Annotated in this window: 12 protein-coding genes; 7 read left to right on the top strand and 5 right to left on the bottom strand. The window is 64.7% G+C overall.

Going from position 1 to position 13,335, the window contains the following annotated elements:
- Positions 1-220: 220 nt before the first annotated feature.
- From ahpF to JAO74_RS01550, 3 genes are all read right to left on the bottom strand, one after another.
- The gene (gene ahpF, locus JAO74_RS01540) at positions 221-1,804 is read right to left on the bottom strand and encodes an alkyl hydroperoxide reductase subunit F (protein ID WP_199034341.1); all 1,584 of its coding nucleotides are present in this window, start codon (positions 1,802-1,804) and stop codon (positions 221-223) included.
- A 154-nt stretch (positions 1,805-1,958) separates the two neighbouring features.
- Complete coding sequence (gene ahpC, locus JAO74_RS01545) at positions 1,959-2,522, bottom strand: alkyl hydroperoxide reductase subunit C (RefSeq protein ID WP_056524711.1); 564 nt, start codon at positions 2,520-2,522, stop codon at positions 1,959-1,961.
- Between the two features lie 98 nt (positions 2,523-2,620).
- A complete protein-coding gene (locus JAO74_RS01550) occupies positions 2,621-3,952 on the bottom strand; it encodes an MFS transporter (protein WP_332908702.1) in 1,332 nt (443 codons plus the stop codon).
- Positions 3,953-4,090: 138 nt separating this feature from the next.
- On the opposite strand from JAO74_RS01550, the gene cyoA reads away from it, so the two are divergent.
- Genes cyoA through JAO74_RS01585 form a run of 7 tightly spaced genes read left to right on the top strand, consistent with a single transcriptional unit; the run spans position 4,091 to position 10,911 of the window.
- Entirely contained in the window at positions 4,091-5,287 is a 1,197-nt protein-coding gene (gene cyoA / locus JAO74_RS01555; RefSeq protein ID WP_199034345.1) for a ubiquinol oxidase subunit II, read from the top strand.
- Positions 5,288-5,298: 11 nt separating this feature from the next.
- The gene (gene cyoB, locus JAO74_RS01560; protein ID WP_199034347.1) at positions 5,299-7,314 is read left to right on the top strand and encodes a cytochrome o ubiquinol oxidase subunit I; all 2,016 of its coding nucleotides are present in this window, start codon (positions 5,299-5,301) and stop codon (positions 7,312-7,314) included.
- Complete coding sequence (gene cyoC / locus JAO74_RS01565) at positions 7,314-7,952, top strand: cytochrome o ubiquinol oxidase subunit III (protein ID WP_199034349.1); 639 nt, start codon at positions 7,314-7,316, stop codon at positions 7,950-7,952. Before cyoB ends, cyoC begins: the two co-directional genes overlap by 1 nt.
- The gene (cyoD, locus tag JAO74_RS01570; protein ID WP_199034351.1) at positions 7,949-8,362 is read left to right on the top strand and encodes a cytochrome o ubiquinol oxidase subunit IV; all 414 of its coding nucleotides are present in this window, start codon (positions 7,949-7,951) and stop codon (positions 8,360-8,362) included. Before cyoC ends, cyoD begins: the two co-directional genes overlap by 4 nt.
- A 50-nt stretch (positions 8,363-8,412) precedes the next feature.
- Positions 8,413-9,072, top strand: coding sequence for an SURF1 family protein (locus JAO74_RS01575; protein ID WP_199035120.1), 660 nt, complete (start codon positions 8,413-8,415; stop codon positions 9,070-9,072).
- Positions 9,069-10,379: an ATP-binding protein gene (locus JAO74_RS01580; RefSeq protein ID WP_233150543.1), complete on the top strand. Its 1,311-nt coding sequence runs from the start codon at positions 9,069-9,071 to the stop codon at positions 10,377-10,379. Before JAO74_RS01575 ends, JAO74_RS01580 begins: the two co-directional genes overlap by 4 nt.
- A 1-nt stretch (position 10,380) precedes the next feature.
- Entirely contained in the window at positions 10,381-10,911 is a 531-nt protein-coding gene (locus JAO74_RS01585) for a response regulator transcription factor (protein ID WP_199034353.1), read from the top strand.
- Positions 10,912-11,412: 501 nt separating this feature from the next.
- Here the strand turns inward: JAO74_RS01585 and JAO74_RS01590 are convergent.
- Positions 11,413-13,008, bottom strand: a complete 1,596-nt coding sequence (locus JAO74_RS01590; protein ID WP_199034355.1) for an isocitrate lyase — start codon at positions 13,006-13,008, stop codon at positions 11,413-11,415.
- Between the two features lie 28 nt (positions 13,009-13,036).
- On the bottom strand, positions 13,037-13,192 hold the full coding sequence (locus JAO74_RS01595) for a hypothetical protein (RefSeq protein ID WP_199034359.1): 156 nt from the start codon (positions 13,190-13,192) through the stop codon (positions 13,037-13,039).
- Positions 13,193-13,335 lie beyond the last annotated feature (143 nt).

Here is a 13,335-nt window from a genome sequence, read left to right on the forward strand (position 1 = left end):
GATCGGCGTCGATATCCTCGATACGCGACGTCAGCGGCCAGATGCGCCGTTTGACGGCCGGCCAGATCGATTGGGGGCTGATAATGATGATCCTCCAGAGCCGCGACAGGCGGGGTGGCTATACCGCGGCCTCGCGGAGGGATGAAGCCATATATGGCCGGCGTTGCGACCGGGTTAAGGCGGGTGTCGCAAAGAGCGCCGCCTCAACCCGGTCAGCGTGTCAGGCGGCGATCAGCGCGGCGTCCGGCACCGGCAGGCGGATCAGGTGATCGAAGGCGGCGAGCGATGCCTTCGATCCCTCACCCATCGCGACGACGATCTGCTTGAACGGCACCGTCGTCACGTCGCCAGCGGCAAAGATGCCCGGCAACGAGGTTTCGCCGCGATCGTCCACCTCGATCTCGCCGCGCAGGGTCAGCGCGACGGTGTCCTTCAGCCATTCGGTGTTGGGGACCAGACCGATCTGGACAAAGATGCCCTCAAGCTCGATCTGGTGCAGCGTGCCGTGGTGCCGGTCCTTGTAATGCAGGCCCGCCACCCGGTCGCCGTCACCGACCACCTCGGTCGTCATCGCCGACGTGATGACCTTTACATTCGGCAGGCTGGCGAGTTTTCGCTGGAGGACGGCATCGGCGCGCAGGTCGGTATCGAATTCGATCAGCGTGACGTGCGCGACCAGACCGGCGAGGTCGATCGCCGCCTCGACACCGCTGTTGCCGCCACCGATCACCGCGACGCGCTTGCCGCGGAACAGGGGGCCGTCGCAATGCGGGCAATAGGTGACGCCCTTGTTCCGATAAGCTTCCTCGCCCGGCACGTTCATCTGCCGCCAGCGCGCGCCGGTCGACAGGATCACCGTCCGCGCCTTCAGCGAGGCACCGCTGGCAAGCCGCACCTCGTGCAGACCGCCTTCCTCACGCGCCGGGATCAGCCGTTCGGCGCGTTGCAGGTTCATCAGATCGACGCCGTACTCGGCAACATGCTGTTCCATGTTCGCGACCAGCTTCGGCCCTTCGGTATGCTGGACCGAAATGAAATTCTCGATCGACATCGTGTCGAGCACCTGTCCGCCAAACCGCTCGGCGGCGATGCCGGTGCGGATCCCCTTGCGCGCGGCATAGATCGCCGCGGCCGCGCCGGCGGGGCCGCCACCGATGACGAGGACGTCGAACGGGTCCTTGGCGCTGATCTTCTCAGCGGCGCGGGCGGTGCTGCCGGTGTCGAGCCTGGCGAGCACCTGCTCCACGTCCATCCGGCCCGATGCGAACAACTCGCCGTTCATGAAGATCGCCGGCACGGACATGACGCCGCGGCTGGCCACCTCGTCCTGAAACAGGCTGCCCTCAATCGCGACATGGCTGATGCGGGGGTTGATGACGCTCATCAGGTTCAGCGCCTGCACCACATCGGGGCAGTTCTGGCACGACAGCGAGAAATAGGTTTCGAAGGCATAATCGCCATCGAGGTCGCGGACCTGCTGGATCACGTCCTGCGCCAGCTTCGACGGATGACCGCCGACCTGAAGCAGCGCCAGCACCAGCGAGGTGAATTCATGCCCCATCGGGATGCCGGCGAAGCGGACGCCGAGGTCGGTGCCGGTGCGGCGAATCATGAAAGAGGGGCGACGGCGGTCGTCATCCCGGCGGACGACGGTGACATCGTCGGACAGCGCCGCGATCTCGGTAAGCAGCGACAGCATCTCGGCCGACTTGGCGCCGTCGTCCAGCGACGCGACCAGCTCGATCGGCTGGCGGATGTTGGCGAGATAGGTCTTAAGCTGGGTCTTGAGATTGGCGTCGAGCACGGACGGCTCCTCTTTAGTTAATCCTCCCCGGCACGGGGAGGGGTACCAGCGAAGCTGGTGGAGGAGGGATCGCCGCGAGCGGTACGTTCGTGGAAGCCCCCCTCCGTCAGGCCTTTGGCCTGCCACCTCCCCGCGTGCGGGGAGGAGCGCGAAATCAGATCTTGCCGACGAGGTCGAGCGAGGGAGCGAGCGTCTCTTCGCCCTCTTCCCACTTGGCGGGGCAGACCTCACCCGGATGCGCGGCGATGTACTGCGCGGCCTTCACCTTGCGCAGCAATTCCATCGCGTTGCGGCCGACGCCTTCCGAGGTGATCTCCATGAACTGGATCACGCCATCGGGATCGACGACGAAGGTGCCGCGATCGGCGAGGCCCTGGCCTTCGCGCATCACGCCGAAATTGTTGGTGATGACGCCGGCGGGATCACCCAGCATGGTATAGCGGATCTTGCCGATCGCGGGCGACGTGTCGTGCCATGCCTTGTGGCTGAAATGCGTGTCGGTCGACACGCTGTAGATTTCGACGCCCATGCGCGCGAACGTGTCGTGCTGGTCGGCGAGGTCTTCGAGCTCGGTCGGGCAGACGAACGTGAAATCGGCCGGATAGAAGAAGAATATCGCCCATGTGCCACGCACGTCGGCGTCGGACACTGTCAGGAACTTGCCCTGCTTGTACGCCTGGGTCGTGAAGGGCTTCAGCTGGGTACCGATGAGCGACATGGAAACTCCTTTGTGCATCGCAACGTGAAAACGCTGTTACCTTGCTGCGATGCAGCATGGAAATCGGTTTCTCTTATCGATGCGACCGGAATTTCCGATCAGCCCATCCGGCGGCCCATCTCCTTGTTCAAACCCAGCGCGATTAGCGTACAGGCAGCGCCCGACAACAGATACGCACCGGCCGCCAGCAGTCCGAAATTGCTCGACAGGAACAGCGCGGCGAGTGGCGCGAAGCCGGCGCCGACCAGCCAGGCGAGATCGGACGTCAGCGCGGAACCGGTATAGCGTCGCGCTGGCGTGAAGCGCGAAGCGATGACGCCCGACGACTGACCGAAGGCGAGACCAAGCAGGATGAAGCCGACGATCGTGTAGATCGTCTCGCCCATATCGCCACCGTTCAGCAACTGAGGCGCGAAGCCGCTATAGGCGGCGATCAACGCGGCGGACACGCCGAGCAGGGTACGCCGGCCGACCCGGTCGGCGATAATGCCCGATGCGAGGATCGACACGACGCCGAAGCCGGCGCCGATCATCTCGATCACCAGAAAACGCACCGGCGCCTGCTGTGTGAACAGCACGACCCATGACAGCGGAAACACCGTGACGAGGTGAAACAGCGCGAAGCTGGCGAGCGGGGCGAACGCGCCGAGCAGGATCACGCGACCCTCGAACCGTATCGTCTCGCGGATCGAGGCGGGCTGCAACTCGCGGCTTTCGAACATCTCCTGAAATTCCGGAGTGGCGACGATGCGCAGGCGGGCGAACAGCGCCACCACATTGATCGCGAACGCCACGAAGAACGGATAGCGCCAGCCCCATTCAAGGAAGTCGGCTGTGGTCAGCGTCGCGAGAAAGAACGCGAAGAGGCTGGACGCCACGAACAGGCCGATCGGCGCGCCCAGCTGCGGGATCATCGCATACCAGCCGCGCTTCTCCTCCGGGGCGTTCAGCGACAGAAGCGAGGGCAACCCGTCCCACACGCCGCCCAGTGCCATGCCCTGACCGATGCGGAGCAGGCCGAGCAGGACCGCGGCATAGCTGCCGATCTGCTCGTAACCGGGCAGGAACGCCACCGCCATCGTCGATCCGCCGAGCAGGAACAGTGCCATCGTCAAGCGGACGCTGCGACCATAACGGCGGTCCATGATGCTGAAGAGCGCGGTGCCGAGCGGCCGGGCGATGAATGCCAGCGCGAAGAGCGCAAATGAGTACATCGTCCCCGTCAGCGCATCGACGTACGGAAAGATCAGCGACGGGAACACCAGTACCGATGCGATGGCGTACACGAAGAAATCGAAGAATTCGGAGGTCCGGCCGATGATGACGCCGATCGCGATCTCGCCGGGCGCGACCTTGTGGCCGTCAGAGTTGATCTGGCGCGCGTCGCGTTCGAGTTGCGTCGAATTCGACGCGGCGGTTGCTGCACTCACGGCCATGGCTCCGAATAAACATGCGAGCGCCGGACTCGGGTGCTCGCAGGGCGGCTTATGACGATAGCATAGGCCGGAGGGGATTGGACAAACTGTCCAATGTCGCAGTGCAGCGTAACGGCCTAGCTGCCCGCCATTATGCCGCACCTTCCCCCCGTCGCGTCCGCCGCCCGCGTCCTCAAAGGCCGCTGGGCTCCGCTTGCCCTGTTGGCGCTCCTGCCGGGGTGCAACATGGTGGTGATGAACCCGTCGGGCGACGTCGCCCTGCAACAGCGCGACCTGATCCTGATCTCGGTCGGCCTGATGCTGCTGATCGTCATTCCGGTGATGGTCGCGACCGTGGTGTTCGCCTGGCGCTATCGCGCCGGCAACAAGGACGCCGCGTACGATCCCGATTTCGACCATTCGACGATGCTGGAACTCGGCATCTGGTCGGCACCGCTGCTTATCATCATCTTTCTGGGCGCGGTGACATGGAGCAGCACCCATCTGCTCGACCCGTATCGTCCGATCGACCGGCTGAAGGCGGGACAGCCGCTGAAGGCCGGCGTGAAGCCGCTGGAGGTGCAGGTCGTCGCGCTCGACTGGAAGTGGCTGTTCATCTATCCCGAACTCGGGATCGCGACGGTCAACGAGCTGGCTGCGCCGGTTGATCGCCCGATCACGTTCCGCATCACCGCCTCGTCGGTCATGAACTCGTTCTATATCCCCGCGCTCGCCGGCCAGATCTATGCGATGCCGGGCATGGAGACGAAGCTGCACGCGGTGCTGAACGAGCCCGGCACGTTCGACGGGATCGCCGCGCACTATAGCGGTGCCGGTTTCTCGGACATGAAGTTCAAGATGCTGGGCATGGACCAATCCGGCTTCGCCCAGTGGGTGGAACGGGTGAAGGCCGATCCGCGGCGGCTCGACGCGTCGATCTACACCCGTCTCGAAAAGCCGACCGAAAAGGTGCCGGTGATCCGTTTCGCGACCGTGGAGGACGGGTTGTTCGGCAAGATCGTCAACCGCTGCGTCGAACCGGGCAAGCCGTGCATGTCCGACATGATGGGTCACGACCGCCGTGGCGGCGGTGACCCGCACAGCATGCGGCCCGGTTCGGGCAGCCCGCCGGTCAACGACGCTGCGCCGATGCACGGCGACAAGGCCGAGGGCGCGTTGCTGAAAGACCCCGGTGAGAAGGGCACGTCGCCGCACCAGAGCAAGGAGCGCCTGCCCGGATCGCCGGGCAACGCGGCCCCCGGCAATGAACGCAACCGCGACATGACCGCGCTCGACCCCCGTTCCACCATCCCCCACGCGCGCGCCGCCGGCGCCGCCGACCGCGCCTGAAGGCACCCGCCATGGACCCCACATTCCTGAAGACCATCTTCGGCCGGTTGACGATCGACAGCCTGCCGATCCACGAACCGATCGTCGTCGCGACCTTCGTCGCGGTGGTGATCGGCGGTATCGGCGTGCTCGGCCTGCTGACCTATTTCAAGCTGTGGGGTTATCTCTGGAAGGAGTGGTTCACCAGCGTCGACCATAAGAAGGTCGGCATCATGTACATGGTGCTGGCGATCGTCATGCTGCTGCGCGGCTTTGCCGACGCGATCATGATGCGCGGGCAGCAGGCGATGGCGTTCGGCGCGAACGAGGGCTATCTGAACGCGCACCATTACGATCAGGTGTTCACCGCCCACGGCGTCATCATGATCTTCTTCGTGGCGATGCCGCTGGTGACCGGGTTGATGAACTACGTCATCCCGCTCCAGATCGGCGCGCGCGACGTGTCGTTTCCGTATCTGAACAATTTCAGCTTCTGGATGACCGCGGCGGGTGCCGTCATCATCATGATGTCGTTGTTCATCGGCGAGTTCGCGCGGACCGGCTGGCTGGCGTTCCCGCCACTGTCGGGACTGGATTACAGTCCGGACGTCGGCGTCGATTATTACATCTGGGCGTTGCAGGTGGCCGGTGTCGGCACGACGCTGTCGGGCATCAATCTGGTCGTGACGATCATCAAGATGCGCGCGCCCGGCATGACGATGATGAAGCTGCCGGTGTTCTGCTGGACCAGCCTGTGCACCAACATCCTGATCGTCGCCAGCTTCCCGGTCCTGACCGCGACGCTCGTCCTCTTGTCTCTCGATCGCTACGTCGGCACGAATTTCTTCACGAACCAGGCCGGCGGCAATCCGATGATGTACTTCAACCTCATCTGGATCTGGGGCCATCCGGAGGTGTACATCCTGATCCTGCCGGCGTTCGGCATCTTCTCTGAAGTTACCTCGACTTTCTCTGGCAAGCGGCTCTTCGGCTATACCTCGATGGTCTATGCGACGGTGGTCATCACCATTCTGTCGTACCTCGTCTGGCTGCACCACTTCTTCACCATGGGGTCCGGGGCGAGCGTCAATTCGTTCTTCGGCATCACCACGATGGTGATCTCAATCCCAACGGGGGCGAAGATCTTCAACTGGCTGTTCACGATGTACCGGGGCAAGATCCGGTTCGAGCTGCCGATGATGTGGACGATCTCGTTCATGCTGACCTTCACGGTCGGCGGGATGACCGGCGTGCTGCTGGCGGTGCCGCCGGCGGACTTCGTGCTGCACAACTCGCTGTTCCTTGTTGCGCATTTCCATAACGTCATCATCGGCGGCGTGCTGTTCGGGGCGTTCGCGGGCATCAATTACTGGTGGCCCAAGGCGTTCGGATACACGCTGGACAAGAAGTGGGGCCTCGTGTCGTTCTGGTGCTGGTCGATCGGCTTCTGGGTCGCGTTCGGGCCGCTGTACGTGCTCGGCCTGATGGGCATCACCCGTCGTCTGCGCCACTTCGACGATCCGTCGCTGCAGATCTGGTTCATCATCGCCGCGATCGGTGCCGCAATCATCGCGGTCGGGATCGGCGCATTCCTGATGCAAATCTTCGTCTCGGTGCGGAACCGCGAGGCGCTGCGCGATACGACCGGCGATCCCTGGGGTGGCCGGACGATGGAATGGTCGACCTCGTCGCCGCCGCCGCACTACAACTTCGCGTTCACGCCTGTCGTCCATGATCTGGATGCGTGGTCGGACATGAAGGCGCGCGGGTACGAGCGGCCGGTGGAGGGGTATCGTCCGATCCACATGCCCAAGAGCACCGGCACCGGCGTGATCCTGGCAGGCATCAGCATCGCCTTCGCGTTCGGGATGATCTGGTACATCTGGTGGCTGGCGGCGATCAGCTTCGCCGCGATCGTCGGCGTGTCGATCTTCCACAGCTTCAATTATGACCGCGACTATTACATTCCGGCCGACGAGGTGCTGCACGAGGAGGGCGAGCGTACCCGCCTCCTGGCGCTGCCGGCCGGGGTGGGGAGCCACAACTGATGTCGTCCTCTACCCTTTCCAGCGATCCGGCGCAGAAGGCGACCTTCTACCTCGCCGAGGAGGAAGCGCACGATCACGGCGGCATGGGCGGCACCGCCCTTGGCTTCTGGATCTACCTGATGAGCGATTGCCTCATCTTCGCGGTCCTGTTCGCCACCTATGGCGTGCTTGGTACCGCCTATGCCGGCGGGCCGACGCCGCGGGAAATCTTCGAGTTGCCGCTCGTCGCGCTCAACACGTCGATGCTGCTGCTGTCGTCGATCACCTATGGCTTCGCGATGCTGGCCATGGAGCGCGGGGCGCAGCGCGAGACGCAAGGGTGGCTGGCCATCACCGGGCTGTTCGGCCTCGCGTTCCTGTCGATCGAACTCTACGAATTCGCCAACCTGATCCATGAAGGCGCCACGCCGCAGCGGTCGGCGTTCCTGTCGGCGTTCTTCACGCTGGTCGGCACGCACGGGCTTCACGTGACGTTCGGCATCATCTGGCTGGTCACGCTGATGGTGCAGGTATCGCGCCGCGGCCTGATCCAGGAGAACAAGCGCCGGCTGCTGTGCCTCAGCATGTTCTGGCACTTCCTCGACGTCGTCTGGATCGGCGTCTTCACCTTCGTATATCTGCTGGGAGTGCTGCGATGAGCGCCGGCCCCGTGAATGTTCCCTCCTCGGCCGTGGCCGACGACGAGGCGAACCACGATCATGAACTGCACAGCCATGGCGACACCCATGGCCATGGATCGCGCAAGAGCTATCTGATCGGCTTCGCGCTGTCGGTGGTGCTGACGGCGATCCCGTTCTGGCTGGTGATGGGCGGGCCGTTGTCGGCCGGCGTCACGGCGATGGCGATCATGGCGTTCGCGTTCGTGCAGATCATCGTCCACATGATCTATTTCCTGCATATGGATTCCAAGTCCGAGGGCGGGTGGACGATGATGGCGCTGGTGTTCACCGTCGTGCTGGTCGTCATCACCTTGTCCGGGTCGATCTGGGTCATGTACCATCTGAACAGCAACATGATGCCCGCCGAGGCGATGAGCGAGATGCGGTGACCGACCGCCGGCGCCCGCGCGGCCTGGCCCTGGTGCTGGGACTGGGCGGGATGCTGGTGATCGCGCTCGTGGCGTTGGGCACCTGGCAGGTGCAGCGCCGGGCGTGGAAGCTGGACCTGATCGCCCGCGTCGAGGCGCGGGTGCACGGGAAGCCCGTTGCGGTGTCGGCGTTGGGCGGCGATCTGCGCGATGACGAATACCGGCGGGTGCGGCTGACTGGCCGTTTCCTGCCGGGCGCACCTACATTGGTGCAGGCGCTGACCGAGCGGGGCGCCGGATACTGGGTGATGGTGCCGCTGGCGACGACGGCCGGGCCGGTCGTGCTGGTCAACCGCGGCTTCGTGCCGACCGAGCCGGCGGGGCTGGGGCGTGTAGTACCGCAGGGCGACACCTCGATCGTCGGGCTGGTGCGGTTGACTGAGCCGAAGGGTGGGTTCCTGCGCAGCAACGATCCCGCGGCGGACCGCTGGTTCTCCCGCGACGTGGCCGCAATCGCTCAGGCTCGCGGGATCGTGGCGGCGCCCTATTTCGTCGATGCGGATGCGACGCCCAACGCAGGCGGCTACCCGGTCGGCGGGATGACGGTGATCCGGTTTCCGAACAATCATCTGGTCTATGCCATTACATGGTATGCGCTGGCGGCGATGGTGGCGGGCGCGATGGTCATGGTGGTGCGGAGCGGCAAGAGAAGCGGCGGGCAGGACGGATGATCGATCCGCCGCTGCTGTCGCTGGCGCGCAAGGTGACGGGCGGTCCCGACCGCACGGGCGCGCGGAACATGCGCCAGCTGGTCGAGTTGCGGTGGCTGGCGGTGGCGGGCCAGCTGGTCACGATCCTGATCGCCAGCGGGCCGATGGGGGTTCCGCTGCCGCTGGTGCCGATGCTGGTGATCGTCGGCGTGGCGGCTTTGGTCAATCTGGCGAGCACGCCGCGGATGCGGCAGCGGACGATCGGCAATCTGGAACTGTTCTTCGCGCTGCTGTTCGACATCGCCTCGCTGACGTTGCAACTGGGGTTGAGCGGCGGGGCGACGAATCCGTTTGTGTCGCTGTTCCTGTTGCAGGTCGTGCTGGGGGCGATCCTGCTGAACGCATGGGCGGCGTGGGCGGTGGTGGTCATCACCAGCCTGTGCTTTGCGCTGCTGACCGTCATCTATCGCCCATTGCTGTTGCCGTCGTCGCTGGCGATGGATGCGCGCGAGCTTTTCACGCTGGGCGCGTGGTTGTGTTTCGGACTGATCGCGACGTTGCTGATGATGTTCGTGACGCGGATCACGCGCAACCTGCGGGCCCGGGACGCCGGCCTCGCCGATCTGCGGCAACAGGCGGCCGAGGAGGATCATATCGTTCGCATGGGGATGCTGGCGAGCGGTGCGGCGCATGAGCTGGGGACGCCGCTGGCATCGCTGTCGGTGATCCTGAGCGACTGGCGACGGATGCCGGTGTTCCAGCGTCACCGTGACCTGCTGGGCGAGATCGAGGAGATGCAGGCCGAGGTCGCCCGCTGCAAGGCGATCGTCACCGAAATCCTGCAATCCGCCGGCGAACCGCGCGGCGAGGGGCCGGAGGTCACCTCGACCCATGCCTTTATCGACCATGTCGTGGAGGGCTGGCGCACGAGTCATGCCGGGATACCGCTGGCATATGTCCGCGACGAGGCGGCGGACGTGCCGATAGTGGCGGAACCGACGTTGCGACAGGCGATCGCCAACATCCTGGACAATGCTGGCGAAGCATCGCCCGAGGGTATCGAGCTGGAGGCGAGGGTGCGCGACGCGGCGCTGGTGCTGGCGGTGCGCGACCATGGTCCGGGTTTCGCGCCCGCTCTTCTCGCCGATTTCGGCAAGCCCCATATCTCGACCAAGGGATCGGGCCACGGCGTCGGCCTGTTCCTGGCGGTCAATGTCGTGCGCAAGCTGGGCGGGCGGGCCGATGCCGCCAACCGGCCGGGGGGCGGCGCGGTGGTGACGCTGACGTTGCCGTTGTCGACGATCGGCATCGACGAGGAAGGACGGTAGCATGGCAGATACGCTGGTGATCGTGGAGGACGATCAGGTCTTCGCCCGCACGCTGAGGCGATCGTTCGAACGGCGCGGCTATCTGGTGTCGACCGCGGCCGGCCCCGAGGAGCTGGCGGCGCTGCTGGCGGAGGGGACGTTCGACCGGGCGGTGGTCGACCTGAAGCTGGGCACAGCATCCGGGCTGGAATGCGTGCAGACGCTGCACCGGCACGATCCGGCGATGCTGATCGTCGTCCTGACCGGGTTCGCCAGCATCTCGACCGCGGTCGAGGCGATCAAGCTGGGCGCCTGCCACTATCTCGCCAAGCCGGCCAATACCGATGACATCGAGGCGGCGTTCGGCAAGGTCGGCGGCGGCGATGCGACCGCGCCGATCAGCGTTCGGCCGAGTTCGATCAAGACGGTCGAATGGGAGCATATCAACGAGGCGCTGGCGGCTACGGGGTTCAACATCTCGGAGACCGCGCGGCGGCTGGGGATGCATCGGCGGACCTTGGCGCGGAAGCTGGAGAAGCGGCAGATCAGCTGAGTTTCGCGACCGCTGGCGGGTGTGGAAAGTCTCGAAAGTCACACCCGTCCACGCGCGGGCGCGCCCGCGCGGGGGATGTATGCGCGCGGGACGCCGGGGGGCGGGGAGGGTGGTCATCCGGTGGGGATAACCTCGATGGGGTGGTGTAGGACATAGAGCAAATTGCGTGAAAATCGAGCCAACCACTAACCGTTCGGCCTGAGCAAAGTCGAAGGCCACCTTTCCATAAAGTGCTTCGACTTCGGCGCTAAGCGCCGAAGTTTATCCTGAGCGGCTGGCTTGCCAGCCAGTCGAAGGGCTCAGCACGAACGGTTCGGATCAAGTGCTCGATGCTCTATTTTCACCGAAGACCGATCGATGTTCGTCGTTGCGAGCGTAGCGAAGCAATCCAGGGCGGCACGCGGGACACTGGGTTGCTTCGCTGCGCTCGCAATGACGAGGCGTTGGGATGGCGGCTTCGTCGCTCCTTCCCTCTCCCGAGGGGAGAGGGAAGGGGCATCGTCAGGCGGCGAACTGGTTCATCGTGTTGTGGACGCCGCCTGCCTTGAGGGCCGCGTCGCCGGCGAAATATTCCTTGTGGTCGTCGCCGATGTCGCTGCCCGACATGTTCTGGTGGCGGACGCAGGCGATGCCGCGGCGGATCTCCTGACGCTGCACGCCCTCGACATAGCCGAGCATCCCCGCTTCGCCGAAATATTCGCGGGCCAGTTCGTCGGTCGACAGCGCGGCGGTGTGATAGGTGGGCAGGGTGATGAGGTGATGGAAGATGCCCGCCCGCGCCGATGCCTCGCGCTGGAAGTTGCGGATGCGGTCGTCCGCCTCGATCCCGAGCGGCGTATCGTCATAGTCCGCGCTCATCAGGCGGGCGCGGTCATAGGCGGCGACGTCGCGGCCGGCGGCGGTCCATGCGTCGTACACCTGTTGGCGGAAATTGAGCGTCCAGTTGAACGAGGGCGAGTTGTTATAGACCAGCTTGGCGTCGGGCACGACGTCGCGGATGCGGTCGACCATGCCGGCGATCTGCTCGATATGCGGCTTTTCCGTTTCGATCCACAACAGGTCGGCGCCATTCTGGAGCGAGGCGATGCAGTCCAGCACGCAGCGATCGACGCCGCTGCCTTCGCGGAACTGGAACAAGTTCGACGGCAGGCGTTTCGGCCGCATCAGCTTGCCGTCGCGTTCGATCAGGACGTCGCCGCGCAAGCTGGCGAGGTCGGTCACTTCCTCGCAATCGAGAAAGGCGTTGTACCGGTCGGCGAGATCGCCGGGTTCGCGCGACCAGGCGATCTGCTTGGTCAGTCCGGCGCCGAGCGAATCGGTGCGCGCGACGATGATGCCGTCATCGATGCCGAGTTCGAGGAACGCGTATCGGCAGGCGCGGATCTTGGCGAGGAAGTCCTCGTGCGGGACCGTCACCTTGCCGTCCTGATGGCCGCATTGTTTTTCGTCGCTGACCTGATTTTCGATCTGGAGCGCGCAGGCGCCCGCCTCGATCATCTTGCGCGCCAGCAGGTACGTCGCCTCGGCGTTGCCGAAGCCGGCGTCGATATCGGCGATGATCGGCACGACGTGCGTCTGGTGCTGGTCGATGGCGTGGATCAGGCGCTGTTCCTCGATCCGGTTGCCGGCGGTCTGCGCGATGTCCAGATCGCGGAACAGCTGGCCCAGCTCGCGCGCATCGGCCTGGCGGAGGAAGGTGTAGAGTTCCTCGATCAGCGCGGGGACGCTGGTCTTCTCGTGCATCGACTGGTCGGGCAGGGGGCCGAATTCGGAGCGGAGCGCCGCCACCATCCAGCCCGACAGGTACAGGTAGCGGCGGTCGGTGGTGCCGAAATGCTTCTTGATGCTGATGAGCTTTTGCTGGCCAATGAACCCGTGCCAGCAGCCCAGCGACTGGGTGTAGGCGGCCGGATCGGCATCATAGGCGGCCATGTCGCGGCGCATGATCGCGGCCGTGTACCGGGCGATGTCGAGCCCGGTGCGGAAGCGGTTCTGCGTCTGCATGCGGGCCACCGCCGCCGCGCCGATGCCGTCCCATGCCGGTCCGCGTGCCCGGGTCAGCCGTTCGGCCTGCGCGATGCGATCCTGATATCCCATATCTACTTCCTCCCCGCGAATGATGCGATCAGCCGAGCCGGCCGAGCCGGTGGTACAGATTGGAGAATTTGACCGAGCGGGGGTCGTCCGCGATCTTGCGGACATAATCGGCGACCGCTTCCTTCATCAGGCCGAAATCCTCGGTCGAGAAGACGGCGCGGCTGCGTGCTGGTTCGGTATTCATCTCGTCCCTCCATGAAGCAGCCGCCTGATCCGGCGTTGCTTGTGACGGTTTGATGCGGCAGGGTTGGTCATATTAGAACAAGTTCTTGCCGGAAATTGCGTCATATCGTTGGGTTGCGCCGTCAGGTTTTGGTAAGGATGTAA

The sequence above is a fragment of the Sphingomonas mollis genome, from assembly GCF_016427505.1.
Lineage (GTDB): Bacteria > Pseudomonadota > Alphaproteobacteria > Sphingomonadales > Sphingomonadaceae > Sphingomonas > Sphingomonas mollis.

What these genes read in the sequence shown, in the direction of transcription:
- JAO74_RS01585 (WP_199034353.1), top strand. Translation starts at nt 10,381, where the DNA reads ATGGCAGATACGCTGGTGATCGTGGAGGACGATCAGGTCTTCGCCCGC.
- cyoB (WP_199034347.1), top strand. Translation starts at nt 5,299, where the DNA reads ATGGACCCCACATTCCTGAAGACCATCTTCGGCCGGTTGACGATCGAC.
- JAO74_RS01580 (WP_233150543.1), top strand. Translation starts at nt 9,069, where the DNA reads ATGATCGATCCGCCGCTGCTGTCGCTGGCGCGCAAGGTGACGGGCGGT.
- JAO74_RS01575 (WP_199035120.1), top strand. Translation starts at nt 8,413, where the DNA reads ATGCTGGTGATCGCGCTCGTGGCGTTGGGCACCTGGCAGGTGCAGCGC.
- cyoC (WP_199034349.1), top strand. Translation starts at nt 7,314, where the DNA reads ATGTCGTCCTCTACCCTTTCCAGCGATCCGGCGCAGAAGGCGACCTTC.
- ahpC (WP_056524711.1), bottom strand. Translation starts at nt 2,522, where the DNA reads ATGTCGCTCATCGGTACCCAGCTGAAGCCCTTCACGACCCAGGCGTAC.
- JAO74_RS01590 (WP_199034355.1), bottom strand. Translation starts at nt 13,008, where the DNA reads ATGGGATATCAGGATCGCATCGCGCAGGCCGAACGGCTGACCCGGGCA.
- JAO74_RS01595 (WP_199034359.1), bottom strand. Translation starts at nt 13,192, where the DNA reads ATGAATACCGAACCAGCACGCAGCCGCGCCGTCTTCTCGACCGAGGAT.
- cyoA (WP_199034345.1), top strand. Translation starts at nt 4,091, where the DNA reads ATGCCGCACCTTCCCCCCGTCGCGTCCGCCGCCCGCGTCCTCAAAGGC.
- cyoD (WP_199034351.1), top strand. Translation starts at nt 7,949, where the DNA reads ATGAGCGCCGGCCCCGTGAATGTTCCCTCCTCGGCCGTGGCCGACGAC.